The sequence below is a fragment of the Cupriavidus sp. HY129 genome (genome assembly GCF_059492215.1).
Window position 1 is genome coordinate 723,711 of the sequence record NZ_CP083255.1, and the last position, 26,150, is coordinate 749,860.

The 26,150-nt window shown below is 63.4% G+C and carries 22 protein-coding genes; 10 read left to right on the forward strand and 12 right to left on the reverse strand.

Annotated features, from left to right (window positions below):
* The 7 genes from K6G35_RS19670 to K6G35_RS19700 form a co-directional block, all read right to left on the reverse strand.
* Positions 1-1,203 carry an acyl-CoA dehydrogenase family protein gene (locus K6G35_RS19670; RefSeq protein WP_008650025.1) on the reverse strand — a complete coding sequence of 401 codons (1,203 nt, stop codon included), beginning with the start codon at positions 1,201-1,203 and terminating at the stop codon, positions 1-3.
* Complete coding sequence (locus K6G35_RS19675; RefSeq protein WP_008650026.1) at positions 1,200-1,451, reverse strand: acyl carrier protein; 252 nt, start codon at positions 1,449-1,451, stop codon at positions 1,200-1,202. The genes K6G35_RS19670 and K6G35_RS19675 overlap by 4 nt, the downstream gene beginning before the upstream one ends.
* A gap of 125 nt (positions 1,452-1,576) precedes the next feature.
* Positions 1,577-2,983, reverse strand: coding sequence for an undecaprenyl-phosphate glucose phosphotransferase (locus tag K6G35_RS19680; RefSeq protein ID WP_286882441.1), 1,407 nt, complete (start codon positions 2,981-2,983; stop codon positions 1,577-1,579).
* Between the two features lie 112 nt (positions 2,984-3,095).
* A complete protein-coding gene (locus tag K6G35_RS19685; RefSeq protein ID WP_008650028.1) occupies positions 3,096-3,776 on the reverse strand; it encodes a phosphatase PAP2 family protein in 681 nt (226 codons plus the stop codon).
* 352 nt (positions 3,777-4,128) lie between these two features.
* Positions 4,129-4,407: a hypothetical protein gene (locus K6G35_RS19690; RefSeq protein ID WP_008650029.1), complete on the reverse strand. Its 279-nt coding sequence runs from the start codon at positions 4,405-4,407 to the stop codon at positions 4,129-4,131.
* Positions 4,408-4,502: 95 nt separating this feature from the next.
* The gene (locus K6G35_RS19695; RefSeq protein WP_080709742.1) at positions 4,503-5,096 is read right to left on the reverse strand and encodes a response regulator transcription factor; all 594 of its coding nucleotides are present in this window, start codon (positions 5,094-5,096) and stop codon (positions 4,503-4,505) included.
* A gap of 157 nt (positions 5,097-5,253) precedes the next feature.
* Entirely contained in the window at positions 5,254-6,084 is an 831-nt protein-coding gene (locus tag K6G35_RS19700) for a helix-turn-helix transcriptional regulator (protein ID WP_008646401.1), read from the reverse strand.
* Between the two features lie 627 nt (positions 6,085-6,711).
* Here K6G35_RS19700 and K6G35_RS19705 point away from each other — a divergent pair.
* Both K6G35_RS19705 and pstS read left to right on the forward strand, forming a co-directional pair.
* Complete coding sequence (locus tag K6G35_RS19705) at positions 6,712-7,524, forward strand: DUF1653 domain-containing protein (protein ID WP_495676886.1); 813 nt, start codon at positions 6,712-6,714, stop codon at positions 7,522-7,524.
* Between the two features lie 176 nt (positions 7,525-7,700).
* On the forward strand, positions 7,701-8,702 hold the full coding sequence (gene pstS, locus K6G35_RS19710; RefSeq protein ID WP_008646398.1) for a phosphate ABC transporter substrate-binding protein PstS: 1,002 nt from the start codon (positions 7,701-7,703) through the stop codon (positions 8,700-8,702).
* A gap of 198 nt (positions 8,703-8,900) precedes the next feature.
* On the opposite strand, the gene K6G35_RS19715 is transcribed toward pstS, so the two are convergent.
* Positions 8,901-9,578 carry a hydrolase gene (locus K6G35_RS19715; protein ID WP_008646397.1) on the reverse strand — a complete coding sequence of 226 codons (678 nt, stop codon included), beginning with the start codon at positions 9,576-9,578 and terminating at the stop codon, positions 8,901-8,903.
* Between the two features lie 200 nt (positions 9,579-9,778).
* On the opposite strand from K6G35_RS19715, the gene K6G35_RS19720 reads away from it, so the two are divergent.
* From K6G35_RS19720 to K6G35_RS19745, 6 genes are all read left to right on the forward strand, one after another.
* Positions 9,779-10,687, forward strand: coding sequence for a LysR family transcriptional regulator (locus K6G35_RS19720; RefSeq protein ID WP_008646396.1), 909 nt, complete (start codon positions 9,779-9,781; stop codon positions 10,685-10,687).
* A gap of 170 nt (positions 10,688-10,857) precedes the next feature.
* A complete protein-coding gene (locus K6G35_RS19725) occupies positions 10,858-12,414 on the forward strand; it encodes an acyl-CoA synthetase (protein ID WP_495676887.1) in 1,557 nt (518 codons plus the stop codon).
* Positions 12,415-12,481: 67 nt separating this feature from the next.
* Positions 12,482-13,666, forward strand: a complete 1,185-nt coding sequence (locus K6G35_RS19730; RefSeq protein WP_495676888.1) for a lipid-transfer protein — start codon at positions 12,482-12,484, stop codon at positions 13,664-13,666.
* A 65-nt stretch (positions 13,667-13,731) separates the two neighbouring features.
* Positions 13,732-14,559, forward strand: a complete 828-nt coding sequence (locus tag K6G35_RS19735) for an SDR family NAD(P)-dependent oxidoreductase (protein WP_008646390.1) — start codon at positions 13,732-13,734, stop codon at positions 14,557-14,559.
* A gap of 16 nt (positions 14,560-14,575) precedes the next feature.
* Positions 14,576-15,568, forward strand: coding sequence for a Bug family tripartite tricarboxylate transporter substrate binding protein (locus K6G35_RS19740; protein ID WP_186425772.1), 993 nt, complete (start codon positions 14,576-14,578; stop codon positions 15,566-15,568).
* 45 nt (positions 15,569-15,613) lie between these two features.
* Entirely contained in the window at positions 15,614-16,501 is an 888-nt protein-coding gene (locus tag K6G35_RS19745) for a TauD/TfdA dioxygenase family protein (protein WP_495676889.1), read from the forward strand.
* Between the two features lie 62 nt (positions 16,502-16,563).
* Here K6G35_RS19745 and K6G35_RS19750 read toward each other — a convergent pair whose 3' ends face one another.
* Positions 16,564-19,308, reverse strand: a complete 2,745-nt coding sequence (locus tag K6G35_RS19750; protein ID WP_495676890.1) for a winged helix-turn-helix domain-containing protein — start codon at positions 19,306-19,308, stop codon at positions 16,564-16,566.
* Between the two features lie 1,112 nt (positions 19,309-20,420).
* Here K6G35_RS19750 and K6G35_RS19755 point away from each other — a divergent pair.
* On the forward strand, positions 20,421-22,070 hold the full coding sequence (locus tag K6G35_RS19755) for a phage integrase family protein (protein ID WP_495676891.1): 1,650 nt from the start codon (positions 20,421-20,423) through the stop codon (positions 22,068-22,070).
* Positions 22,071-22,137: 67 nt separating this feature from the next.
* Here K6G35_RS19755 and K6G35_RS19760 read toward each other — a convergent pair whose 3' ends face one another.
* Positions 22,138-23,154 carry a ParB/RepB/Spo0J family partition protein gene (locus tag K6G35_RS19760; RefSeq protein WP_495676892.1) on the reverse strand — a complete coding sequence of 339 codons (1,017 nt, stop codon included), beginning with the start codon at positions 23,152-23,154 and terminating at the stop codon, positions 22,138-22,140.
* A 5-nt stretch (positions 23,155-23,159) separates the two neighbouring features.
* Positions 23,160-23,816 (reverse strand): AAA family ATPase, encoded by a 657-nt coding sequence (locus K6G35_RS19765; protein WP_008646379.1) that lies wholly within the window; start codon positions 23,814-23,816, stop codon positions 23,160-23,162.
* A gap of 421 nt (positions 23,817-24,237) precedes the next feature.
* Here K6G35_RS19765 and K6G35_RS19770 point away from each other — a divergent pair, with 421 nt between their 5' ends.
* A complete protein-coding gene (locus K6G35_RS19770; RefSeq protein ID WP_006159056.1) occupies positions 24,238-24,441 on the forward strand; it encodes a cold-shock protein in 204 nt (67 codons plus the stop codon).
* A 101-nt stretch (positions 24,442-24,542) separates the two neighbouring features.
* Here the strand turns inward: K6G35_RS19770 and K6G35_RS19775 are convergent, their stop codons facing one another.
* Positions 24,543-25,637 (reverse strand): replication protein RepA, encoded by a 1,095-nt coding sequence (locus K6G35_RS19775; RefSeq protein ID WP_008646367.1) that lies wholly within the window; start codon positions 25,635-25,637, stop codon positions 24,543-24,545.
* Positions 25,638-26,150 lie beyond the last annotated feature (513 nt).

Below are 26,150 nucleotides of genomic sequence, written 5' to 3' on the forward strand. Positions count from 1 at the left end.
TCAGGAACGATCGGCCAGCAGCAGGTTCGCTGTGTTGGTCTGAATGCGATCGTTGTTGATCATCAGCGGCGCCGACCACAGATCGCGCAGGTGGCGTCCCAGGCTGAACGGCGTGCCGTGCTTGTAGCCCGCCATGCCGCACACCAGCAGCGCCTGCTGCACGACTTCCAGTGCCATCGTCGACATCGCCGTCTTCAGACCGTTCATCTCGGCCGCCAGCGCGAATGCGGCGGAAACCGAAGCGCCCGCATGGCGGCTGCGCTGATGCGCCAGCGCCAGATCCACGCGGCCTTCCATCATCTGCAGCAGGCTCACGGCTTCTGACACACGCGATGCGGACGGCGGCAACTGGCCCGGACGCGCGCGCGCCTGTCCCTGGAAGAAGGTCTTGGCGCGTGATACGGCATCGCTGGCGATGCCGAGCCACAGCGAGCTCCAGAGGATGTGGGAGACCGGCGTCATGGTGGCGTCGGCGATCTCGCCGAACGGCACCGGCAGCACCTGGTCCACCTGGCCGGTGGCTTCCAGCCGGAAGCCATTGCTGCAGGTGCCGCGCATGCCGAGCGTGTCCCACGCATTCAGGCCTTGCAGCGTGTAGTCGGACTTCAGTGCGCACACCAGCACCTGATCGGACGGCGAGGCATCCGCATTGCGACGCGCGGTAATCAGGATGCCGTCAGCGTGGGCGCCATAGGAAATCGTCGGCGCCATCTTCAGCAGGTGGAAACGGTCGCCATCCACGTTGACGGCGCAGCCGCTGCTACGCAGCGCGCCACCGATCGCCTCTTCGGACGTGGCGGACGCCAGCAGCAATTGCTCGCCGGCGATGCGTGCCAGCAGGTGTTGATGCCATGGGCTGCCGGTGCCGTGATCGAGCAGGCACGCCACCTGGATCTGGTGCATCGCATAGATCATGCCGGTGGACGCGCAGGTCTCGCCCAGCACCTTGCAGATCGCGGCCACCGTAGCCAGCGACGCGCCGCTGCCGCCGAGCACGGCCGGCACCATCGCGCCGAGCAGGCCCTGGTCGCGCAGGACTTCGAACGCTTCGTGCGGAAAGCGCGCTTCCTGATCCACGGCGTCGGCAAAGCGCTGCGCGACCGTTGCGGCCTCGCGCGCGGCGGCCAGCAATGCATCGCTGGCCATCACGCCGCCCGCGTCGGGGTTGGCGTGCGCCAGCGTAACCTTCGCTCCGGTGTTCATGCTGCCTCCTGCTGCTGGCGAATGGCTTCCACCGCGGCCGCCAGCGAGTCAACGCTGCGGAATAGCTGGCGCGTCAGCATCTGATCCGGGATCTCGATATCGAACGCGTTTTCCAGCGCCAGCATCACATGCACGGTGGCCAGGGACGAGAGTCCCGCCGCGTAGAGATCGTCGTTGTCAGCCAGGGTGGCCAGCGGTACATCTAGCCGGGCCACTTCGCCCAGAATATTGCGGATGGTTGCTTTCATTCGTAGTCTCCGATTGCGTTGACGGGCTCCATTCCATGGGTTTTGCGTGGTCGTTTCGGTGCGATTTCGCACCAAACCGCTCACGCGGCGGCGTCTACCCCTCTGTGGGTCTCTTTATTGTTGGTTCAGTAAGCCGTGGTGCCGGTCCAGCCATGCAGCGCGGTGCGCAGGATGATCCGGAGGTCGAGCTGGAACGACCAGTGCTGGATGTAGTAGATGTCGAACTCGATGCGCTTGCGCATCTTCTCGATCGTGTCCGTCTGGCCACGCAGACCGTTGATCTGGGCCCAGCCGGTGATGCCGGGCTTCACACGGTGGCGCAGCATGTAGCGGTCGATCAGTTCCTTGTAGAGCTCGTTGTGCTCCATCGCGTGCGGGCGCGGGCCGACCACCGACATCTCGCCGCGCAGCACGTTGATGAACTGCGGCAACTCGTCGAGGCTGGTGCGGCGCAGGAACGCGCCGACGCGGGTCACGCGCGGATCACCGCGCACGGCCTGGGTCACGCCACCGCCGTCCTGATGCGGGCGCATGGTGCGGAACTTGAACACGTTGAAAGGCTGGCCGTCGATGCCCAGCCGCTGCTGCCGGAACAGCACGGGACCGGGCGACGACAGCTTGACCATCGCGGCGATCAGCAACAGCAGCGGGCTCAGGCAGACCAGCACGCCGAGCGAGAACACGCGATCGAAGCTGGCCTTGACCACGCCCGTGATGCCCGAGACGGGCGGACTGTTCAGGTCGATGACGGGCAGACCCATGAACTCGCTGAAGCGGTGACCCAGCAGTTCGACGGACGACACGTCTGGCACCCAGCGGATATCGATCATTTCATTGCGGAACTGGCGCACCACGCCGGACAGATCGCGGCAAGCGGCCATCGGCAGCGTCAGCCAGATCTCGCGCACGCCATGGTCGCGCACGAAGCTGCTGACTTCCTCGATCTGGCGCAGCGGGGTCACGTCGTACGGAATCACATCGGACTCCTCGTCATACACGCCCACGACGCGATAGCCGGCATCGCGGAAGTGCTGTACGCGGTCGTACATTTCGCGGCCCAGTGGGCCGTAGCCGAAGATCAGCACGCGCTTGGCGTTGATGCCCTGCTGGCGCACGTTGGCCAGCATCCGGAACATCACGACCCGCGACAGCGCCAGCATCACGCCGGTGCCGATGAACCAGCCCATCGACCAGACGCGTGAGACCGCCCCGATCTGGTGGATCAGGAATGCACCAAGCAGGCCGGAGATGAACACCACGGTCCATGCGGCGGCAATGCGCAACCCCAGCACGGCGCGACTGCGGCCGCGCCATGATTCGTAGATGCCGAAGGCAGGAAAGATCAGCAGCGCGCCGAGCGCGCACAGCATCGTCAGGAACCCGTTGACGGGTGCCGCGCTCCTGATGCCGTCATGGAAATACAGCGCGCCCATGGCGATGCCGCATACCGCGATCAGTACCGCATCGCCGAGCCGATAGAGATAGTGAAGTGCAGAGTGCCGCTCGGCGGCAACATTCCATTCCGACGCCATGACCGCCCCAAAGCCCTCGCGGGAAACCAAGTGCGGTCATGGTTGCGCACGCATGGCGCGTCGTCTGTTGGCAGGCGCACAAATCCTTCGAACGCCTGCGACCTGGGTGGCGTCAGCAGGCGCAATGCCGGGTCGCGCAAGCCGGCCGTGCGGCGACGTTGATCTGGCAGACGCGGCAGTCCGCTTGCCAGGCCCACTCGCCACGCTCGTAGGGGCGGTCACGGCCGGAAAGAAAGGTGGCGATACCCTGCACCCAGATATGCGTCACGCCCGCCACGCCACTCACCGGCAACACGAGCACCGTGGCCAGCACACCGGATGCCAGCAGCATCGCAACCGGGCCGTGCGGCACTTCGTGACGCATGATGAATGGCAGGCTGACGCAGAATCCGAGCGCCAGTCCGCTCACCACCTCGGACATCGAATGCGCGTGCAACGCCAGCCGGGACATGCCGACGGCAAGTGCCAGCAACACGCCGGCCACGGCGGCCAGCAAGCTCAGGGTTCGATAGCGCGACGGCACGGCGAGGCACGCGAACACGGGCAGGATCGACGCAGCCATCATCGCGTGGCCGGAGAAGCCCGTGAAGTTGAGCGCGGCGCTGCCGATGCCCCAGCCCATGAAGGCCAGCTTCGACACCAGCACGAGGCAGGCCGTCAGCGAGAACGCGATCAGCCAGTGCCGCGCGACGGCGTTGGCGCCATGCCAGCGCAGCCACGCATACAGGAACACGGCACACGGCAGCAGGAATGCCGATTCGCCGAAGAAGGAAACGAGTTGCCAACGACTCATGACACGCGGACCTCGTACGGTTCAACGTACGGATTGCCAATTGCTTGGGATGCCGCAGCGTAGCAGTCCATATCCATCCCCTCTGTGCGCAAGGGCACGCCAGGTCTCCATCCCGAAGCATGAGATGGGCGGCGCTCTCCGCCCCCGAGGATGAGATGCCGCGCAGGCGCGCGCGTCACCCTGAGTCTTCTGGTTGATGGAGTGTCGCCGCGCGATTCGATATGTTCGTGAGTAATGGGCGTTCGCGCACGCGAGCGTCCATTTCAAAGCCCGCATGGTCCCCCGGTCGGCGGGCTTCTTTTTTGGCGCGCCGATCGGAGTGACCGTGAGGCGTAGCGCCCCGCGACCAGGTTCAGGTCATTTCGTGGTGAGCGCCGTCGGAGACGCGCGCCAGCGCGACGATCATGGCGTGCGCGGCATCGATGTGCCGGCCGGCCTCGCGCTCGCCGATTTCGACTGCGGCGATGATGGCAGCCTCCTCGGTGGCAAAGCTCCGTCCGTGCAGCTCTCCCCGATACAACAACGGCCCGCCTACGATGGCGAGCCGTATCTCATAACAACATGCCCACTTGCCCCGGCCCTCGCGCACGGCGAAACCATGCACGGCCAGGATATCCAGACTGCGATCCATACGACCCCCTTCTTCCCCCGTGCGGCCGGCCTGTCATCTCACCGGCTTCTGATCACGAGCACATCCAGCATAGTCGCATCGACGCACGCCTGCCTTCATCCGATCGCAGGAGATCCCTTGGGATATACCCTTGCGTGGGGTGGTAGTACCGGCGAGGACGAGATATCCGCCATGGTTGCTGGCGGCGGCACGGGCCTCGCGCGCGGCATCGTCAACGCTTCGCGCGGAAAACAATGCCCGCCCGCCCATACCAGCGCGGCGGCAGCGCACACAAGGTCCACCGGCGCGGGCACGGCCTGGCAACCGCCAGCGCCGAGCTTCGCGGCGTGGCCGATCAGCGCGGCATCGAGCGCATCGGACAGGACGAGCCAGCGGCGCGGTGCCAGCTGCGCGTGCACGCGATCGAGCAGTTCGTGGGGGTCATCCTCGGCGCTGCAATCGACCACGACCAGATCCACGCCGCCAGGTGGCAGGGGCTCGGCTTCATCGGGATTGTCGATCGTGTGCAGCGACACGCGCGCTGTGGCGCCGTTGGGCAACCATTCCGGGCAATGCCATCGCACCGGCTGCGGTACGTCCTGCGATTCCATGCGCCGCGCGAGGATGCGGCACATCATTTCGTTTCTGGCGATCAGGTAGGTCGTCATCGAAGTACTAATGAGCATCTCGTCGACATCGTCGCGCAGCATGTTGCGCTGGCGAGATGCCCGGTATGCGGTGGTCGGCTCATTTCAAGGTAGCAACGACCACCTGCGGCCGCCTCATGCTTTTGGATGAGGGCAGGCCGGCGAAAGGCGGAAACTGGACGATCCGAGGGCGCGCGCGCCCGGTGCGGGCAACCGATGCTCAGGCTGCCTCGCAGGCGTGCTGCGCGCTCAGGGATGACATCGGGATATGGGTCGGCCGGGCCGGCGTCGGGCCGGGCCAGTTCAGCGATGCGCCGCGCTGGAGCGCGACGTACACGGCCTCGCCCTTGTTGCGCACGTGCAGGCGCTGATAGAGCGTGCAGGCATGCGTCTTCGCCGTGGCCACCGAGATATTGAGCAGACGGCTGACCGTCTTGATCGGATAGCCACGCGCCAGCAGGGCCAGCACTTCGTACTGGCGCTCGGTGATGTTGAGCAGGTGCGCGCCCGCTGTCGGCGTTTCCGTCGGCACCGCGTGGGTGTCCGCGTGCGCCGGCGCTGCGGCGTCGGCGCCGTGCAGCGGCACCACGACCGGCGTGGCGACGAGTCTCGACAAGTCCACAGGCAAGGCGTCCGCGAGCGGTTCGTGGACACGATGGGCAGGTGCATGCGACGGGAAACACTCGCCACCGGCCAGCACGAGCCGGATCGCGGCTTCCAGCGCCTCGGAAGAACAAGTCTTGGCCAGCAGACCACGCACCTTTTCGGGCAGGCCGCCTTCCGGCATCGGCGCCAGCAGATGATCGGCCAGCACCAGCACGCGCAGCGGCTGCAGACGCAGACACAATTCAGCCAGTATCGGCCAGCCCGCGCCACTGTCGGCGGGCATCCCGATAATCAGCAGATCGGCATGGTGAACCCAGGGTTCGGGGGCGTGCAGCGTGGTGGGATCGAGGTCGACCAGATCGCCGGGGACGTGCGCCTGAGACAAAAGGTGGTGCAGTCCGAGACGCAACAAGGGGTGTGGCTCGAACAAGAGGATGGTGGCCATGACCGCTCACTTCTTCTTGGCGCGCCGCAGGCAGAGTTCGCTTCTGCAACGCGCTGATTGGAGGCGCTCCACTTGTAACGTGGCTGCACTTCCATACGATCAGGTATAGCCTCCTGAGCCAATAGCAGCTTCCCGTCCTGGCCCGCCGCCGTCATACCGGCCCTCCCTTGGAGGATGCCTGACCGCCCCGTTTGCGCATGTAGCGCATTAGATCCTTCTCAATACTGATTCAAATTAAATCTAATTCTGATGTTCAGCATAGGAAGGGCACTGAGTGAATGCAAGGTGATGGTGCGGCGCAGCGGGTTTCTCCGTAGGAGGACGCAGGGAGCCATTGCAGGATCTGTAGCGACGATCTGCGCACAAAGCGATGGGCGCGTGAATCCCGGCTGTGCGGCGCACAACAGCCCGGCTGCGACGGCGGCAAGTAGCGCTGCGGCAACGCCCGGGCTCAGGCCGGAGGCCATAATGGCGGCCTCGAATATCGGACACGGTTCGCACGCCATCCATTGTCCCGACTCACCAACTACAGGGGGCTCCTTGGCCACTACCGAAAATACTGGCTCGCAACCTCAATCGCATGCTGGCCTCACGGCTCTGCCCGACAACCCGGACCTGGTCCCGGGTATGCCATATCGCCATTACAAGGGTGGCGCCTATCTCGTGACCGGGGTTGGCCGTTTCGAAGCCGACATGACACCGGTCGTGGTGTACGAATCCATGCGTGACCGCTCGCTGCTTTGGGTGCGACATGCCGACGTGTTCACCGAACCCGTCTCGACCGCGACGGGCGACGTCGCCAGATTCGCGCCGCACTGGGCACCGGCCTTGTCGTGTCTGGACTTCCTGCCACGCAAGACGGTCCTTCAGGTGCTGGCCTTGTACGATGCGCCGTACCGCAAATACCATGACCGGCGACACGTGCTGGAGATGTTCGAGCAGGCCCACGCGCTCGGCATCGCACTCAATCCTGCACAAGCGCTCGCCGTCCTGTTTCATGACGCCGTGTACGTCCCGGGCTTCGAGCACAACGAAGCGGCCTCGGCAGCCTTGCTCGACACCATGGTCGAGGACGTGAATGCCGACGTGATTCACGTGGCGAGGAAGATCATTCTCGACACACGCACGCATGAAGCAAGCGTGCCGGATGCCGCAACTGTCCTGGATCTCGATCTCCTCCGACTGGCCGCCGACGACGATGTCTTCGACGCGCATGGGCTGGCCGTATTCGATGAAAACCGCGGCTTGCTGGCTAGCAGGGTCCAACTTTCCGGCGAGGCGTTGTATCACGCATTCATGGTTCGCCGCGCGGCATTCCTCGGCACACTGGCGCAACGGCCGAAGCTGTTTTTGACGACTGCATTCGCCGATTTCGAAGGTCCGGCTCGTCGCAATATCGCAAGGGTTCTGGCAAGCGTTGGGCAAGCGGAAGCCAACTGATTCAGGGCTGCGAAGACCATCTCTGGACCTGCCCAGGAGATGTGTCTGAAATATGACTGTCATCTAAATCGCACCAAACTCGCCCCAGATGACAGATGTCATGCAAACGTCCGGCCATCTGCTAACCTCAATCTCCAGAAGCCGGTTTCGTGCAGCCTGAAGAAGGACCAATAATCATGGGCAGACACATCGCGGCGCTGGCGCTGCTATTCGCCGCGGTCAGTGCATTTGCCGGAGATGTCACTGGAGCTGGTTCCACATTCGTCTATCCGCTGATGGCGAAATGGGCGGCCACGTATTACGCCAGGACCGGCCAGCAGATCGATTACCAACCCATCGGCTCCGGCAACGGCATCCGGCAGATCAAGGCGGCCAGCATCACGTTCGGCACCACGGACATGCCGCTCAAACCCGAAGAACTCGAACGCGCAGGACTGGTCCAGTTTCCCATCGCGGTAGGCGGCGTCGTGCCGGTGATCAACCTGCAGGGCATTGGCGCGGGGCAGATCCACATGACGGGCGCGCTGCTGGCCGATATCTACCGCGGCAAGATCGCCAACTGGAACGATGCGGCCATTGCGTCGGCCAATCCCGGCGTGCGGCTTCCCGACCTGAAGATCACGGTGGTCCATCGCAGCGACGGCTCGGGCACCACGTTCAACTGGACCGACTACCTTTCAAAGGTCAGCCCCGAATGGAAAGCGGCGGTCGGGGCAGGCACCACGGTGCGTTGGCCCGTCGGGATGAACGCGAGCGGCAATGAGGGCGTGTCGCTCTATATTCACAATATTCGCGGTGCGATCGGCTATGTGGAACTGACCTACGCGCTGCAGAAGAGCCTGCCCTATGCGTTGGTCCAGAACCGCGATGGTCTCTACGTGAAGCCTTCGCGCGAATCGTTCAGCGCCGCGGTGACAGCCGTGGAATGGAACCCGCGACTCGACTTCTATCAGGTGTTGACCAATGCGCCGGGTCCGAATGCGTGGCCGATCACGGGCACGGTCTTCGTGCTGATGCAGCGTTCCGCCGCGCACCCGTCGAATACGAAGGATGCGCTGGCGTTCTTTCAGTGGGCGCTTGCCGAAGGGCAATCCGATGCATCGGCCGAGCACTACGTGGCACTGCCGCCGGAACTGGTGAAGCAGGTGATTGCGTACTGGGCGGAGACCTTCAAGTAGCGTCGATCCGAACACGTACGCGGCGGACAGATACAAGAAGTTGGTATCGTGACCGCCGACCCTGCCGAGCGCCTTTGCCACAGCGACGTGCACCACGCCCGGAACCTTCCTTGAGCTTGCTTTGAACCTGGCCTGAGGCACGATGCCGGCATGACCGCGATGGCCATGCCATGCCGTGCCAATCAACCGATCAACCGATCAGCGCGAGGAATCCAGCGCCTCGCCGTTCTTCTGCACGTCTTGCGCCTTCAGGTAGCTCTCGATCAGCAGTTGATACGCGGGGAAGATCTTCGTGTAAATCTCGGCCCACTGCTGGGCATCGTCGCGGTTCCAGGTGCGTTGCAGTTCGGACGCCACCGCCGCGGTATCCATCGGCACCACGCCTGCCTGCACCACGCGGGCCAGCGTGATTTCCTGCGCCATCTTCGAGTACGTGCCCGAGGCATCGACCACGGCAAAGACCTTGTAGCCGTCGGCAACCGCGCTGATGGACGGGAACGCCATGCACACGCTGGTGATGGTGCCGGCGATGATCAGTGTCTTCTTGCCCGTGGCCTTCACGGCGGCGACGAACTCGGGGTTGTCCCACGCATTGATCTCGCCCTTGCGCGCAACGTACTTCGCGTGCGGCGCGTTCTCGTGGATCTCGGGGATCAGCGGGCCGTTGGGGCCTTGCGGCACCGAAGCCGTGGTAATCACGGGCAGCTTGCTCAGCGTGGCCATTTTTGCCAGCGCGGCGGCACGTTGGCGCAGCTCGGGCATCGGCATGTCGCCGACGGTCTGGAACAAGCCGCTCTGGTGGTCGATCAGCAGCATGGCCGTATCAGCCGGATCAATCACGGGACGGGCGCCGTTGAAGTTGGCGGGTTGGGTCATGGTGAAGCTCCTTCTTCATAAGGTGGTGGCACGCCACCGTAAGGGGAGAGGGCCCGCCGCCGGCGGCGATAGCGGGTCGATGAAGACAGCTTAGTTTTGGAACGCTGGCGGCGGTAGAGTGCTAGATTGCGCATCAGAGTCCTATTTCACGAACACTGATGGCCGGGAAAGGCCTGCAGGAACAGAGAAGGGGTGATGGCGTGCAGGATCTGAACGACCTTTACTACTACGCGCAGGCGGTGGAGCACGGCGGCTTTTCGCCGGCTGGGCGGGCGCTCGGGATGCCGAAATCGAAGCTGAGCCGGCGGATCGCGCTGCTCGAAGAGCGCCTGGGCGTGCGTCTTATCCAGCGCTCGACGCGGCGCTTCAGCGTCACGGAGATTGGCCGCACCTACTACGAGCATTGCAAGGCGATGCTGACGGAGGCGGACGCGGCGCAGGAAGCGATCGAACTGACGCGCGCCGAGCCGCGCGGCATTGTCAGGGTGACCTGTCCGGTTGCGCTACTTCATGCGCACGTGGGCAGAATGCTTGCCGATTTCATGGCGGCGCATCCGCATGTGACGCTGAACCTTGAAGCCACCAACCGGCGCGTCGATCCGGTGGGCGAGGCGATCGACGTGGCGATCCGCGTACGGCCCGCCCCGTTGCAGGACAGCGACCTCGTCGTGCGCGTGCTGGCCGAACGCAAGCAGTGCATGGTGGCCAGTCCGGCGCTGGTGGCGCGGCACGGTACCCTGCCGCGCGTGCCGGCAGATCTGGCCGACTGGCCGAGCCTCGCGCTCGGCGCACCGATGGCGGACCATGGCTGGACGCTGTTTGGCCCCGATGGCGGGCAGGTCGTCCTGCGACATCGGCCCCGTTTCATCACCGACGACATGATCGCGATGCGCGATACGGCGCTGGCCGGCGTCGGCATTTGCCACCTGCCCCTGATGATGGTGCAGGACCAACTGGCCGCCGGGACACTGGTCCGCCTGATGCCGGAATGGGCCCCGCGCGCGGAGATCCTGCACGCGGTGTTTCCGTCGCGACGCGGCATGTTGCCCGCCGTGCGCGCGCTGATCGAATATCTGGCCCAGCGCTTCGGCGCAATGCAGGAGGAGTAGACCCGGCATCGCGCCGGAGGGCGTGTAGTTCGAACGAACTACACGCGCAGGGGGACGAGATTCCTCCCTTCGACGGTCGCCCGTGGGCGACATGCTCTCTACAGTCGGTCTCATCAACAGGCGCGGCCTTCGCCGCCCGATATCGAGACCGATTGCAAGCCGGAGACAGCATGTACCTGACCCAGGGCCTACACCGTCGTATGCAGCAGACGCCCGACCACGTTGCCACGATATTCAGAGGCCGCCGGCGTACCTATCGCGAATTCTCCGAGCGTGTCTCGCGCCTCGCTGGCGCCTTGCAGCAACTCGGCATGAACCCGGGCGACCGAGTCAGCATGCTGGCCCTGAACTCGGACCGCTATCTCGAATACGCAATGGGCGTGTGGTGGGGCGGTGGCGTGCTCAATCCGGTCAACACGCGCTGGAGCGTGCCGGAAATCGTTTATTCGCTCGATGACTGTGATACCGGCATCCTGATCGTCGACGATCACTTTCTGTCCATGGCCGAGCCAATCCACGCCACGGCGAAGCGGGCGCCGATTCTGATTCATGCGGGCGACGGCGCGCCGCCGGCAGGAATGCTGGGATTCGAGGCCCTGCTCGCAGACTCGCCCTCCGTACCGGACGCCATGCGTGGCGGCGAGGATCTGGCCTCGATCATGTACACGGGCGGCACCACTGGCAAACCGAAGGGTGTCATGCAGTCGCACCTGAACCTGTGGTCGTCGTCGATCTCGCGTCTCGCCCAGTTCCCGCTGGACGAAGCGACGATCACGCTCCACGCGGCCCCACTGTTCCATACGGCGGCGATGGCCAAGGCAGTGGGTGTGTTCGTCATCGGCGGCACGCACACGATGGTGCCGACGTTCGATCCGGCCGAGGTGCTGGAAACGCTCGAACGCGAGCGCGTCAACGACATCATGCTCGTGCCCACGATGCTGCAGGCGATCCTGGCGTGCCCGGACTTCGCCAGACGCAATGTCAGCAGCCTGAAGCGCATCAACTATGGCGCATCACCGATCAACGGCGCGGTGCTCGATGCGGCGCTGGCCGCCATGCCGAATGTCGAGTTCTCGCACGCCTATGGGCTGACCGAAGCGTCGCCGGTGGTATCGGTCAATCCGCCTGCCAACCACGGCCCGGTGGGCCGCGCCAGCGGGCTGTACCGGTCGGCGGGCCGCCCCGGCTTCGGTGTGTTCGTCAAGGTCGTCGACCCGAACGGCGATGAAGTCCCACGCAACACGGTCGGCGAGATCATCGTGCGCGGCCCCAACATCATGCTGGGATACTGGAACAAGCCAGAGGAAACGCGGCAGGCACTGCGCAATGGCTGGCTGCATACCGGCGACGGCGCATACATGGACGATGCCGGCTACCTGTTCATCGTCGATCGCATCAAGGACATGATCGTCACCGGCGGCGAGAACGTCTATTCGGCCGAGGTCGAGAACGCGCTGGCCCAACATCCGGCAGTCCATTCCTGCGCGGTCATCGGCGTGCCGCACGAGCGCTGGGGCGAAGCGGTTCACGCAGTGGTGGTGCTCAGACCCGGCTTGCAGGCCGGCGAGGACGAGTTGCGCACGCATTGCCGCGCGCTCATCGCCAGCTACAAGTGCCCCAAGAGCGTGGAGTTCCGCACCGACCTGCCGCTCTCCGCAGCGGGCAAGATCCTCAAGCGCGAACTGCGCACGCACTACTGGCAGGACCAGCCGCGGCAGGTCAGCTGAACCAATCGGGTCGACAGCGAACGACCCCACATCTATCTCCTCGTCACAAGAAAAGAAGGAAAGCGCAATGACCAACAAAGTGGTGGTAGCCGGTGTCGGCATGATTCCCTTTACCAAGCCGGGCGCGAGCGACGACTACGGCGTGATGGGCGCGCGTGCCGCGAAAGCCGCGCTCGCCGACGCGGGCATCGACTACGCGCTGGTGCAGCAGGCCTACGTAGGCTACGTGTTCGGCGATTCGACGTCGGGACAGACGGCGATCTACGGTGTCGGCCTGACCGGCATTCCGGTCATCAACGTCAACAACAACTGCGCCACGGGATCGACGGCGTTGTATCTGGCGCGGCAGGCCGTGGAGAGTGGCGCCGTGGAATGCGCGATCGCGCTCGGCTTCGAGCAGATGGTGCCCGGCGCGCTGAAGGGCGCGTACACGGACCGCCCCGGCCCGATGGAGCGCTTCGCCCGTGTGATGAACGACGTGCAGGGCTTCGACGATCAGGCGCCACGCGCGGCGCAGTTCTTCGGCGGTGCCGGCCGTGCCTATATGAAGGAATTCGGCATTCGGCCCGAGACCTTCGCGCGTATCTCCGTGAAAGCCCGCCAGCACGCAGCGCGCAATCCGTTCGCCGTATTCCGCAACACCGTCACGCTGGAAGAAGTGATGACCTCCCCGAAGGTGTTCGATCCGCTGACGCGTCTGCAGTGCTGCCCGCCCACCTGCGGCGCGGCCGCCGCGATCCTGTGCACCGAGGCGTTCGCGCGCAAGCATGGGCTCGACACGCGCGTGGCCATCGCGGCGCAGGCCATGACCACCGACCGCAACAGCACCTTCGATGAAGGCGACATGCGCAAGGTGGTCGGCTACGACATGACGCACACGGCGGCCACCCAGGTCTACGAACGCGCAGGCGTCGGGCCCGGCGACGTCGACGTGGTGGAACTGCACGACTGCTTCACCGCGAACGAACTGATCACCTACGAAGGGCTGGGCCTGACGCCCGAAGGCACCGCCGAGAAGTTCATCCTCGACGGCGACAACACGTACGGTGGCCGTGTGGTGACCAACCCCTCGGGCGGCCTGCTGTCCAAGGGTCACCCACTTGGCGCCACGGGACTCGCGCAGTGCGCGGAACTGGTCTGGCAACTGCGCGGCGAAGCGGGCGACCGGCAGGTAGCCGGCGCACGCCTGGCGCTGCAACACAACCTGGGTCTGGGCGGTGCGTGCGTGGTCACGCTGTACCAGCGCCAGTGAAGGCCCGCCGAGCATCGACGGACAGCACTGAGAACAAGACGACTAAAACGAAGGAGACACGAAGCATGAGCAAACTGACCAACAAGGTGGCGATCGTATCGGGCTCCGGCCGGGGCATCGGCCGCGAGATCGCGCTGAAGCTGGCAAGCGAAGGGGCGGCGGTTGTCGTCAACGATCTTGACGCCGAACCGGCTGAGGCCGTGGTCCGCGAGATCACCGCGATGGGCGGCCGGGCCGTAGCCTGCGTGGGCAGCGTGACCGAGGCCGACTTCGGCACGCGCTTCGTGGGTACCGCATTGCAGACTTTTGGCGGGCTCGACATCATCGTCAACAACGCCGGCTATACGTGGGACAACGTGATCCAGAAGATGACCGACGACCAGTGGTCGGCCATCATGGACGTGCACGTCACCGCGCCGTTCCGCATCCTGCGCGCTGCGGCGGACTACTTCCGCGAGACCTCGAAGCAGGAAGCCGAGCAAGGCCGCGAAGTGTTCCGCAAGGTGGTGAACATCTCCTCGGTCTCGGGCGTGATGGGCAATGCCGGCCAGGCCAACTATTCGGCGGGCAAGGCTGCGATCAACGGCCTGACCAAGGCGCTGGCCAAGGAGTGGGGACGCTACAAGGTCAACGTCAACAGCGTCGCGTTCGGCCTGATCAAGACGCGCCTGACCGAGGCCGTGGCGGGCGAAGGCCATGCCACCATCGACATTGCCGGCAACGAGATCAAGGTGGGGGTGAATCCGCAGCTCATGAAGAACATCGAGGCCATGATTCCGCTAGGCCGTGGCGGCACGCCCGTCGAAGCCGCCGGCTCGGTCTACCTGCTTTGCATTCCCGAATCCAACTACATCACGGGTCAGGTGCTTGTGGTGGGTGGCGGCCGTCCCTGAACGGAAGGAGACCAAGATGGATAACGAAAGACGCCGCGCGCTGCGCCGGCTTGGCTGGGGCATGGCAGGCGTGGCCGGCATGCAGATAGCGCTGCCCGGCCGTGCAACGCCGACATATCCCTCCCGCGCCGTGCGCCTGATCATGCCGTACGCAGCCGGGGGTACCGGCGATGTGGTGGCGCGTCTGATTGCCGAGGGGCTGGCCAAGACCTGGCAGCGCCCCGTGGTGGTGGACAACAAGCCTGGCGCGGGCGGCATGATTGGCGCCGATCTGGTCGCCAAGTCCGAGCCGGATGGCTACACGCTGCTGATGGCGCTGACAGGGCTCGTGCAGGCGCCATCGCTGTATGGCAAGGCCGCCTACAACCCGGTGCGCGATTTTGCGCCGATCTCGGAACTGGCTACGTCCCATCTGGCACTGGTCGTGCAGCAGGATTTCCCGGCACGCACCGCGAAGGAGTTCGCGGAGCACGTGGCGCGCCAGGGACAGCCGCTACCCTATGGCACTTATGGCCTCGGTTCGAGCGGTCATCTGCAGATGGAGATCTTCGCTCGCGCCACTGGCATCTCGCTGGTGCACGTGCCGTACAAGGGCGAGGGTCCGCTGGTCAACGATCTGCTCGGCCGGCAGATCCCCGCTGGCGTGGTTGGCGCGGTCACGGCGCGTCAGTACGCGCAGGCTGGCAAGTTGCGCCCGCTTGCCGTGGCCGGCGGGAGCCGTTCGCCACTGCTGCCCGATGTGCCGACGTTCCGGGAGTCCGGCTACGCCGGGCTGGAGCGACAGGGCTGGATCGGCCTTTTCGCGCCGGCAAGTACGCCCCGCGATGTGGTCGACAAGATCAGTCGAGATGTGAATCGCGTGATCGTGTCCGATGCGCTGCGCGCGCGACTGGTGGACATGGGCATCATCGTCAAGGGCAGCACGCCATCGGCATTCGCGGACGTCGTCAAGGCCGAGCAGGAATACTGGGCCGATGCGATTCGCGCGGCCAACATCCGGCTCGAGTAAGTCGGTGTCGCCACACGCTCCACTCACTCAACCACCGGAGACAACATGAACGCTCGCGAGCAAACGGCTGCCGAACAGATTGCAGCCCCGTTCTCGATCACCCCCATGACGCCCGTCATCGGCGCGGAGATCGGCGATATCGATCTGCGCGAAACGCTGGATGACTCCACCTATCAGGCACTGCGCCAGGCACTGGTGCGCCACAAGGTCCTGTTCTTCCGCGATCAGGACATTACGCCCGCGCAGCACGTGGCGCTTGCCCGGCGCTTTGGCGAACTCGAGGTCCATCCGGTCTTTCCACATCACCCCGACCATCCCGAGCTGGTGCTGCTGGGCGGGAACAAGGATGCGAAGGGGCGCGAGAACATCTATCACTCGGACGTCTCATGGCGTGCCGTGCCGTCGATGGGATCGATGTTGCGCTGCGTGGAATGTCCGCCGATGGGCGGCGACACGATCTGGGTCAACATGGCCCAGGCGTATGCCGGACTGCCGGACGATGTGAAGGCGCGCATCGAGGGCCTCGAGGCGGTGCATGACATGATGCCGGGGTTCGGCGCGCGCATGTCGCCGGAGGAGCGCCTTGTCAACCGCGAGAAGTTCCCGCCCGCCACGCATCCGGTGGTGCGCACGCATCCTGAAAGCGGCGAGAAGATCCTCTACGTCAACGAGGGCTTTGTGACGCATCTGGCCAACTATGGCGCGCACATCCAGTATCGCGTGGGGGCCGATTTCCGCCTGGGCGAGCTCGACCTGCTGCAGTACCTCTATCGGCAGGCCACGGTGCCCGAGTATCAGGTCCGGATGAAGTGGCGACCCAACACCATCGCGTTCTGGGACAACCGCTCCACCCAGCACTACGCGGTGCAGGACTACTTCCCCGCTGTGCGTCGCATGATGCGTGCGACGATCATCGGCGAGCGTCCGGTCTGACCCCGCGCTCACGGGCACGGCGTGTCCGTGAGCGCATCGTGGTGGCGCAGCATCGCCGGTGACTATCGAAGCAGTCCAAGACTGCGCCCGATGGCGACGGCTTCCGTGCGGCTCTGCGCGCCGAGCTTGGCGTTGATCTTGCGCAGGTGAGACTTGATCGTCAGCTCCGACACGAACATTTTCTCGGCGATCACGCGATTGCGATGGCCTGCGGCAAGCATCTGCAGGACTTCCTGCTCGCGGGTCGTCAACGGTTCCGCGATGGCGGTGCCGCGCGCCTGGTTCACTTCCACACCGGCTGCAGCCAATGGCGCCGGAATCTGCGCAAGCACTGTGCGGACGAACTGAAGGTCGATGCCGGCGCGGACGCATTCCGCTTCACGCGCGTCGGCCCATCGCCTTAGCAGATCCGCCAGACGGTCCCCTTCGTCCAGGAACGTCCGCGCGATGCCTTCATGGCTGGCGAGCCGCAGGGCCTCGGTCAACTGCTCGAACGCTTCGGACTGCTTGCCCGCGCCATCGAGCGCCATGGCCAGCAGAAGCCGGAGTTTCAGTGCGCGCCAGTGCCGCTGGCGCTGGGTGGCAATCGCAATGGCATCGGCCAGTTCTGACGCGGTCTGTTCATGCTCGCCATGCGCGATCGCAAGCCTCCAGCGGATCGAGTCAGGGAAGTCGATGTCGTTCGCATGGCCATAGCTGTCACTCGCGGCCCAGTCGGCGTGCAGTTCGGCGCTGCGCAACGCCTGATCGGCGGCATCGAGCCGGCCTTCGATCGTGGCAACGCGCGCGCGCTCCAGCCAGGCCGAACAGATGGCGCGCGGCAACTGAATGCCGCGGCCGATCTCCTCAAGCTCCGCCAGCATACGCAGCCATCGGTCGCGGTCGCCGCCCAGCAGCGCCAAGCGCGCCGAGAGAATGAACCCGGCAATCATGGCGTCCGGCGGCGCGTAGCCCTTGCAGTAGGGCATCGCTTCGGCCAGCACGCGTGCGCAATCCTCGAGAGCGTTCGCCTCATAGAGGGCCGTGGCCCATGCCGGAAGGAAGGCGTGTCTGAGGCTGCTCACCTCGCTAGGGCTCCAGCCGCGCTCGGCGACGGCGCGGAACCGCGCAAGTGCATTGCTGAGTCGGCCCTGCACCAGATCGATGATGCCTTCGAGAGAATCCGCGATGCTGCGCTGGAATCCTGTCCGCACATCGTTCGCGCCCTGCATCAGGCGCGACAGCACACGGCGCGCGTCCTCGTACCGATGACTGGCCACCAGCGAGAACGCCAGGGAGTTGGCCACGCTGGCGTACCGGAAGCGCGCGTCCGGCGGAATCCGCTCCAGATGCGCAAGGCCTGCGGCCAGACACGTTTCGATCTGGTCGGTCATCGCCAGCAGCACACAACGCAGCGTCTCGACCTCCAAGGCAATCCACGCCTGCTGGTCGGCGGGAACATCCGCCGCAAGCAACGCCGCCATCGTCTGCATCGCTTCCGCATAGCGGCGATTGAGCAACAGGACCCAGGCATAGGCCAGACCCATGCGATGGGGGTCCGCGAGCAAGCGCTTGCGGTCGATGCGGTCGAGCCATCGCGCCAGCAGTCGCACGCGGCCAGCCTGGAACAGGGCTGGGGTATGGATGGCGATCAGCGGCAGCGCCTCATCGTCAAGCCCGGCTTGCAGCAGGTGCTCGATCGCTGGGACGGGACGATCCTCCGACAGGTACCAGCGCGATGCCGCCACATGCAGCGCGCGCGCCTTGTCCGGATAGGTCACTTGCAGCCGATGCTGCAGGAAGCTGGCGAAGAGGCTGTGATAGCGATACCACTGATGCTCGCCATCAAGCGGCGTAATGAACAGGTTGTTCCGCTCCAGGAAGCTGAGCATTTCGCGGCTGTCGTGCCGTCCGGTCACGGCATCGCACAGTGGCGCCGACAGTTGGCCAAGCAGACTGGTCTGCAGCAGGAAGTCGCGGCAGGATTCGCTTTGCCCCATCAGGATGTCTTCCGCCAGATACTCGGCCAGCTCGATATTGGTACCCGAGAACGAGCGGACGAACGCCGCATGATTGGGATGTCCGCGCAGCGAGAGCGTGGCCAGGTAGACGGCCGCCGCCCAGCCCTCGGTGCAGCGCCATAGCGTGGCGATCTCGCCGTCCTGCAGCGGCAGCTCGCAGTTGTCCCGTATGAAGCTGGCGGCCTCTTCCGCGCTGAAGCGCAATGCGGCCGGGTTGATATCCAGAAGCTGGCCCCTTGCGCGAAGTCCACCAAGGCCGAGGTCTGGCGTGGCGCGCGTGCCGATGACCAGCACACCCTGCGGCGACAGCACTCTGACCAGTTGCTGCAGGTATTCGGTGATTGCGTCGTTCTGGATGGCTTCGAGATCGTCGAGCAGGATGGCGAAGGGTTGCGCATAGGAAGCCGCGATCTCGATGATCTCGTGCGCGATGGTTTCGCCAGCAATGGCGTCGGAGCGTTCGTCGCGCTGATGGCGGGTCAGGCCCGGCAGCCTGAGCAAGCCCGTGTGGAGATGCAGTAGAAAACGCTGCAGATCATTGTCGGCGGCATCGCATCGCAACCACACGCAGGCTCGCTGGCCGGCCTGGCATCGTTCCAGATACTGCTGCATCAGGGTGGTCTTGCCGAAGCCGGCTGCGGCGCGGACCAGGATCAGGCGGGCCGAGGCGGCGTCCACCATCACGTCGACAAGGCGCGAGCGGACCAGATGGTTCGGCAAGGCGCGGGGCGGCACAAGCTTGGAGGCAACCAGTCCCCGCCGCTGCGTGTCACTGTCACCGGGCTTGCGGCTGATCGCTGCGCTCATTGCTCCTTCCCTCACCATGCGTGGCGTGGGGCGTTCGCCATGGGTTATCTCCGTTTGATCTTTTCGGGCGGCTCTTGCGGCACGCCTGTGTCCCGCGGCTGTGATCCGGTCGTCGCCAATTGAAAAGCTGCCGCAGATTCTGCCATGTCGACGGCACGACCGAGAGTTTCCCATCGCGGAACGAGACTGTCGTGGTTCTTTCGAACTAGCTGGACCGATGACATGCGGCTGACAGCCAGACCATTCGAGGCGCTGATAATGTTTGGCAGGCCGCGGGCGACTATGCGCCGCAATGATTGCGATCTTCTGGTATTGCGCTCTGGAATTTCTTCCAGTGAATATCGCCAATTTTTGCTGTTTTCCTCAAATGCGCGGGCAACGACCTCTGCGGTATATGCATGGCACGTATACACCATATATGGTGGCCGGGTGCCGCGTAAACCGTACCAATGGGGCGTCCGCGCACGAAGCGTACCCAACGCTGCGTATGTTTTTCTTTAATAATCAATGCCAAATTGAATTACATGATTTTTGAAAATTCCGCCCGTTCGGGGGCTTGAGAACCCGGATCGCGGTGGGTGTGGCGACGCGGAATCCACCCATTGGCCGTCATCAGGGTGCGTGCGACACGACAAGAAGCAGCTTCGGGGCGTGGAGAACAACATCGGGCGGTTTGATTTGGTGATGTTTCTGGAGAGACCCATCATTCCTTCTATGAATTTTGAAAATGATGCTTCTTCGGCGACATGCAGTCGGCGGACTCGGGGACTCGGGGCATCGAGGTGCCGATGCCGTGACCGCAGCGTTTGGCCCTGCGCGGGCGTAGACGTCTTGGGGTGCGTTGCCCTGCCCTGGCCGCCGGGGCGTCGTCCAGGCTAATGCCGGCAATCACCAAGAGGGCCCCGGACCAGCGTGACGTCACTGTCCTGTGCTCGATCTGCCGACAGGTGCACCAGACATCGGTGTTCATCCGCCACCCAGCAAGATCAGACGCATCACTATGCTTCTGGCAAAAAATAATTTACATTGCACTTTGTGATGCAGAACAGGCCGGATGAAACAGGAGACTGAATAATCCTGTTGTAATTCAGTCACTTATGCGCGGATGGCCAATGTCGGCGTTCGCGCACGCCGGACGAAATCCCAAGCGCACAAAGTGCATTCAGAGGCCATATACCCCCATGCCTGACGATCGAGATACGCTGGCCGCCACGAAACTGACGCGAACGGAGTTCGCCGTCGTGCGGGCGTATGCCCAGGGTATGAAGCCCCTGGAGATCGCCAACCGGTACCTGCAAGACCCCGACGACGACGACGATCTGACCGAGCATCAGGCTATACAGCGCATCCTGGCGCTGCGCGACCGGTTGGTTCAGTTCGCTTTGCAGCATGATCGCCCCGATATCGCGGAGATGTTCGAGGCGCTGCGCGGGCGCTCCGACGCCGGCATGACTCGCCGGGTGGATGCGCTGACTTCGATCGAACAATTGGGCCAGGGGCGCCCACTGCCAGGGCATCAGGTCTCCCTCTGGTTCGGCCCCAGCCTGTCTCGACGTCTGATGGCGGCGGGCATCCGGACGATCGCCGACATGACCGACCTGGCCAATCGAAAAGGCAGCGGCTGGTGGCGCCACGTGCCGCGTATCGGGCGCCATTCGGCCGAGATCATCGTCCGTTGGCTTGGCACGCAATCCGCACAGACGGCGCTCAAGGTCAGTCCTCATGTGCTCGTATCGGCACAAATAGTGGATCGTAAAGCACTTTATGCGCAACCGCTGGGGCGAGGTATGGCATTCCCTGTTCCGCTGGAACTGATGCGCGCACCGGAAACATCTGCTGCCTGGGCGATGGCGCTCGGGGATGAACTCAAGGACGTTCAAGGGTGGGTGGCCGCACGGGCACGCTCTCCAAACACCTGGAAGAGCTATCGTCGCGAAGCCGAGCGGTTTCTGCTCTGGGCTGCAGGGCAAGGCAAGTCATTGCGTGCCATGGCTGCCGAAGACGTGGATGCGTATCGAGCGTTTCTTGCCAATCCGGAGCCTTCATCATTCTGGTGTGGCCCGGCGGGCCCGCGTGACAAGGCGCACTGGCGGCCGTTCGAAGGGCCATTGCGTACCAGTTCCTGCGAGGCTGCAATACGGGTGATCAGCGCGCTGTTGCGGGCATTGCGCAAGGGAGATTCAGCCAGCTTGGCGCGGAGCGGCGTAGTCGATGATGGGATTGCCACCGTGCAGGCATCCTCCAAACCGGCGGCGTTACCCCGCGAGACGATCGAATCGTTCCTGGCCTGGCTGGGTGCCAGCCCGTCTTCGCCACGGCAGCGTGCTGCGCTGGCGGCAGCGCTACTGCTTGCCCGTCACGGTATCCGGATCGTCGAACTGGCTTCGTTTCGCCTGGTTCATGTTTCCTGCTCACCGTCTGCGTCGCCCCCTATGGGCCGGCTGCTGCTCGAAGCAAAGAGTACGGCCAGGCGTGGCGAGATCGTCCTGGAGGAGGATGCGTGGTCCGCCCTGTCGGCCCATTGGACGGACCGACAACTGGCTTGGGATACGTTGAGTGAGGGATGGGATCCGGATGCCGCGTTGCTGGCGCCGATCGAGTACCCGTCGACAGCACGGGGGCGAGCCAAGCAATCGATAGCGACTGCAGGTTACTCGGCCAGTGGCTTGGAGCAATTGCTCCGGGCAAGCTGGAGACGTTTTGCCGAGGCACACGACATCGACGTGGAAGCCTTCACGCCGAGGCAGTTGCGGTTGGGGTGATTGCGATCCAATAGGGCAATTTCGTCACCCGATTGGATCGCGATGGATAGTGATGGTTGGAAGATGCTCAGATCAGCGTCTTGTCCAGGCCGAATCGGGCCTTGAGGACGTCTAGAAGATCTTCCCGGGCACTGCGGTCGGTGAGCTGAACATCGAGCATGACACGGCCGGAGTCCCACTCTTTGATCGTCCCGAGTAGCAGGCCAGATTCGGTCCGAATCTTGTACTGACGGCTGATCTCCTTGACCTTGCGGGATTTCCCTTCCTGGGCCTGCTTGCGAATCGATTCGACCTCGCGGCTGGACATGCCGTCGTTCATGATTCGCGTGGCCAGATCGCGCGTGCGGTCTTCGCCGGCAACCTTGCAGTACAGCGTCAGTTCGTAGCCGGTAGCAATCCCGATCGCGCTCGGACGTTCGCGCATGACCGCCAGAACGGACTCGGGCAGCTTGAGCAAGGCCAGTGTCTTGTTGACGGTGCCGGCCGACATGCCGGTCAGTTCACAGATTTCGTCCTCCTTCTGAACCTTGCCTTCATCGAGCAACTGACGCCAGGCGATCGCGTTGTCGAGCGCGGACTGGTCCGATCGCTGCTCGTTGAGCAGGAAGGACAGGCGATAGAAATCGAGATCGCTGAGGTCGGTCTCGATGAAGCATTCCATCTCGAGCTTGCCCGCTGACGCCAGTGCGCGCTTGCGGTAGTGACCGTCGATCAGGATGTAGTGGCCGGGACGGGTCGGGTCGGACGCAGCCAGACCCGGCGTCTTTTGACCATGCGTGGCGATCGACGCCGCGCGCTCCTGCACAACCGCCGGATCGTAGATGCGGCGGGCATTGAAGGGGTTGTCATGCAGCTGGGCGATTGGGATTTTTATCAGCGACCGCCCTTCGATCACGCTCTCTTCACTTTCAGCGCTGAAAGTCGAATGCGGCGGCACTGCACGTGCCGACTGCAACAGCCCGTTTGGATGCTGGGAGATAGCCGCCTCCGCACGCGCGAACCGGTCGATCGCGTCGCTGCGGGTCTTTTCCGCGGCCATGCCGGCGAGCATCCCCGCCTTGAGACTCTTCAATTTCGTTGCCATAGGTATTACTCAATCAGGGACAAGATTTCGTCCACCATCATGTCGACTTCCTGCACGGCCTCGCGTGCGCCCGGCACGCCGTGGACTGTGCAGCCAATGGCTTGGCACTCTCGAAAGGCCGATCGTGAACCGACCATTGCGTTCAACAGCGGAACATCGCCGTCATCACCAAGGATCTCGATGGCCTGGCGCGCAATAGACACACGGCGCTGGACCATGTTCGCCATCACACGGATCTGAAGCGTTTCGTTCTGTACCTGGGCGTGCTGCGCCAATGTTTTGGCGGCAACGGCTGCCCAGAGGTCTGGCGGCGACGGCACGACGGGGATGATCGCCAGATCGGAGATCAGCAAGGCGCTCGATGGGGCTGCCGAATGGACGGCAGGCGGGCAATCGACAAGGATGTAGTCGTAATCGTTGACGAACTTGCGCACTTCCCGGTGCATGGCGCCTCCCGAAGGCGCCAATCCGATCACTGAGGCCGGAAATGGACGTTCGTCACTGGCTTGCGCAGCCCAGCGCGTAGCGGTGCCTTGTTCATCCATATCCACCAAGAGCGACCGGGCACCACGGAGTCCAAGCGTGCCAGCGATATGCATACTGACTGTGGTCTTGCCGCAGCCGCCCTTTTGGTTGAAAACGGTGATGATCTTTGCTGCCACTACGGCCTCACTTTCAGCGCTGAAAGCGCGAATGATGGTATTCAGTTAAGGCGTCACTTTAGCCAAATAGACATTCCACTACAACCCGTTTTTCAAAAATTGAAATTTTGAAATCTGATCGAGAGCGTAAGGGCGTTGCAGCGCAATAGAAAGCGAGTGATAGCCTGCCCGGCAACGGAAATCCGCTTGAATTGCCTGCGCAGATCGCTTCTTCTTGAAAAGCGGTACGGAATCCGCCTAAAGTAGGGGTAGTGCGCTCTACGGCGCACATGACACCGCAACACATTGTGGTTATGATGCCTGCTACAGTCGAGTCAAGTCGTGTCAACCTCGTCGGCTTCCGTTCGGTTTCTACGAGAATTCAACATGCTTGAGCGGTTGTTTGCGCTGTGTAACGAACTTGCTTCGAAAGGAAATTCTTATGGCAACCGGTACGGTCAAGTGGTTCAACGAGACCAAGGGTTTCGGCTTCATTACTCCGGATGACGGTGGTGCAGATCTGTTTGCTCACTTCTCGGAAATCCAGGGCAGCGGCTTCAAGACGCTGAAGGACGGTCAACGCGTGACGTTCGAAGTGAAGCAGGGCCCGAAGGGTCTGCAGGCATCTGCAATCAAGCCTGCGTAAGCTGGACCACCACCAGCGTCGGCGTATCGCGTCAGTGACTCGTCCGGCAGCAAAAAAGGCAAGCGTTACGCTTGCCTTTTTTGCTTTGCCCGCCAAGGGGCTCAGGAAAGCTTGCGGACGCTCGTTCGAGACGGTTGCAAGATCAGCGCCTTCGAAGAGTCGGCATCCACCTTCGCCCCGGGATAGACCACGAGCACGTCCTTGAGCGCCTTACGGAACAGCGCCCGGAACTTGCGCTCGCTCTCCGTTTCCGTGCCGAACTGCATCTGCAAGGCTTCCCAGGGAATCTCGGTGCGCCGCTGAATCGTGAAGAAACGATACGTCAGCCAGGAATACACATCCAACGCGAAGGGCGACTGCTTGAGTGCCTTGAGCGCGCGCATATCCACGGGTACCGGGCGGTTGACCAGCTCGTTGAAAAACGGCTCGGACAGCACAACGAAGCTCTCGAACATCGAGCCTTGCCCTGGCTGCATCGGATCCCACCATGTCGACAGCTGATCCGCCAGCAAGTAGCCAACGCGATCGATCGATAGCGGTTCATGATTCGGCGCCTGATTCGGCACAGGCACCGACTTGTTCTGCACGATCGCAATCGTCGCGGAGAACAACCGAATCATCTGCTGGCGTACCAGCGTCATCGTCCCACGCTTGCCCCCGGTGGCCATCGGAATGCCGAGGTTGTACATGAACTCGGACAGCGAGTTGCCAAGGGAAATACGTCGATCCTCGACGGTTCCAGTGAACTCGCCCCGCTTCTTCTTGGCCATGATCTCCTTGCCGATCCATGCCAGCATCAGGCGGGGGTAGGACCCGTAGGGGTAGCCAAGGGATACAGTTTCCGAGACGAGCTTCTGCCGGCCGTTCGTAGCCCGCTCGGAGCGCTGCTGCGTGAAATAGCCAGGCTGGATCATCAGCGAGATGTTGCCACTTGTGCGCGTCCACACCGGCGGCGCACCTTTGGGCGCGCGATAGGGCAGCGTTACCTGAACGCTGGCACGGCTCAGAAAACCTACTTCACCGCTTTGCCATGCGTCCTCGCGCTCCATGGCCTGAGCCTCGTCGAACAGGCGCTGGAATTTTTCGGATGGGACAAGGCCGTTCTCGTTTCCGGGAACGATGATACGGGATGGCTCGTTGTCCCCTACCAGGACGGAGCGATCCTCGTCGACGGCCATTGAGCGTTTGATCGGCATATTGACGGGCTTCGAATTACCCGCCTTTGTACGCGATCACGTAAACGTTGTCACGCAGAAACGGGTACGTATACGTATTTCCCATGTCTTGATGCTGGCTAACGGGTTTCAGGTGCCGGGTATCCGGCTAGTGGTGAGATGGCAGGTCGACGGTGGGCAATCCCGAAGGGTTGTCCACGGTTGCCTGCTCATCCACTACAAGTAAACGATACCGATACGGGTTAACTACTCGTAAACCGTATACGGGGTGACTCGAGCCCTGATTACAAAGGAGAAATTGACCCCACTTGTACCCGTTTCTGCGTGTAAACGTACCCGATTCTGCGAACGGCCGAACCCGAATCTGCGACAAACCGAACCCGTTTCAGCGCAATCGCCGAACCGGATTCTGCGTGGATAAGTCACTGATCCCACAGGGTTTTCCACAGCAGGAAAGCATAAAAGCGTACCTGTTTCTGCGCGAAAGCCTCGGGGGCCGTCGATATGACATGCACCCGAGGGCCAGAAAGGGTG

Coding starts and splice junctions, on each gene's coding strand:
- K6G35_RS19670 (WP_008650025.1), bottom strand. CDS start 1,203: ATGAACACCGGAGCGAAGGTTACGCTGGCGCACGCCAACCCCGACGCG.
- K6G35_RS19675 (WP_008650026.1), bottom strand. CDS start 1,451: ATGAAAGCAACCATCCGCAATATTCTGGGCGAAGTGGCCCGGCTAGAT.
- K6G35_RS19680 (WP_286882441.1), bottom strand. CDS start 2,983: ATGGCGTCGGAATGGAATGTTGCCGCCGAGCGGCACTCTGCACTTCAC.
- K6G35_RS19685 (WP_008650028.1), bottom strand. CDS start 3,776: ATGAGTCGTTGGCAACTCGTTTCCTTCTTCGGCGAATCGGCATTCCTG.
- K6G35_RS19690 (WP_008650029.1), bottom strand. CDS start 4,407: ATGGATCGCAGTCTGGATATCCTGGCCGTGCATGGTTTCGCCGTGCGC.
- K6G35_RS19695 (WP_080709742.1), bottom strand. CDS start 5,096: ATGCTGCGCGACGATGTCGACGAGATGCTCATTAGTACTTCGATGACG.
- K6G35_RS19700 (WP_008646401.1), bottom strand. CDS start 6,084: ATGGCCACCATCCTCTTGTTCGAGCCACACCCCTTGTTGCGTCTCGGA.
- K6G35_RS19705 (WP_495676886.1), top strand. CDS start 6,712: ATGCCATATCGCCATTACAAGGGTGGCGCCTATCTCGTGACCGGGGTT.
- pstS (WP_008646398.1), top strand. CDS start 7,701: ATGGGCAGACACATCGCGGCGCTGGCGCTGCTATTCGCCGCGGTCAGT.
- K6G35_RS19715 (WP_008646397.1), bottom strand. CDS start 9,578: ATGACCCAACCCGCCAACTTCAACGGCGCCCGTCCCGTGATTGATCCG.
- K6G35_RS19725 (WP_495676887.1), top strand. CDS start 10,858: ATGTACCTGACCCAGGGCCTACACCGTCGTATGCAGCAGACGCCCGAC.
- K6G35_RS19730 (WP_495676888.1), top strand. CDS start 12,482: ATGACCAACAAAGTGGTGGTAGCCGGTGTCGGCATGATTCCCTTTACC.
- K6G35_RS19735 (WP_008646390.1), top strand. CDS start 13,732: ATGAGCAAACTGACCAACAAGGTGGCGATCGTATCGGGCTCCGGCCGG.
- K6G35_RS19740 (WP_186425772.1), top strand. CDS start 14,576: ATGGATAACGAAAGACGCCGCGCGCTGCGCCGGCTTGGCTGGGGCATG.
- K6G35_RS19745 (WP_495676889.1), top strand. CDS start 15,614: ATGAACGCTCGCGAGCAAACGGCTGCCGAACAGATTGCAGCCCCGTTC.
- K6G35_RS19750 (WP_495676890.1), bottom strand. CDS start 19,308: ATGAGCGCAGCGATCAGCCGCAAGCCCGGTGACAGTGACACGCAGCGG.
- K6G35_RS19755 (WP_495676891.1), top strand. CDS start 20,421: ATGTCGGCGTTCGCGCACGCCGGACGAAATCCCAAGCGCACAAAGTGC.
- K6G35_RS19760 (WP_495676892.1), bottom strand. CDS start 23,154: ATGGCAACGAAATTGAAGAGTCTCAAGGCGGGGATGCTCGCCGGCATG.
- K6G35_RS19770 (WP_006159056.1), top strand. CDS start 24,238: ATGGCAACCGGTACGGTCAAGTGGTTCAACGAGACCAAGGGTTTCGGC.
- K6G35_RS19775 (WP_008646367.1), bottom strand. CDS start 25,637: ATGCCGATCAAACGCTCAATGGCCGTCGACGAGGATCGCTCCGTCCTG.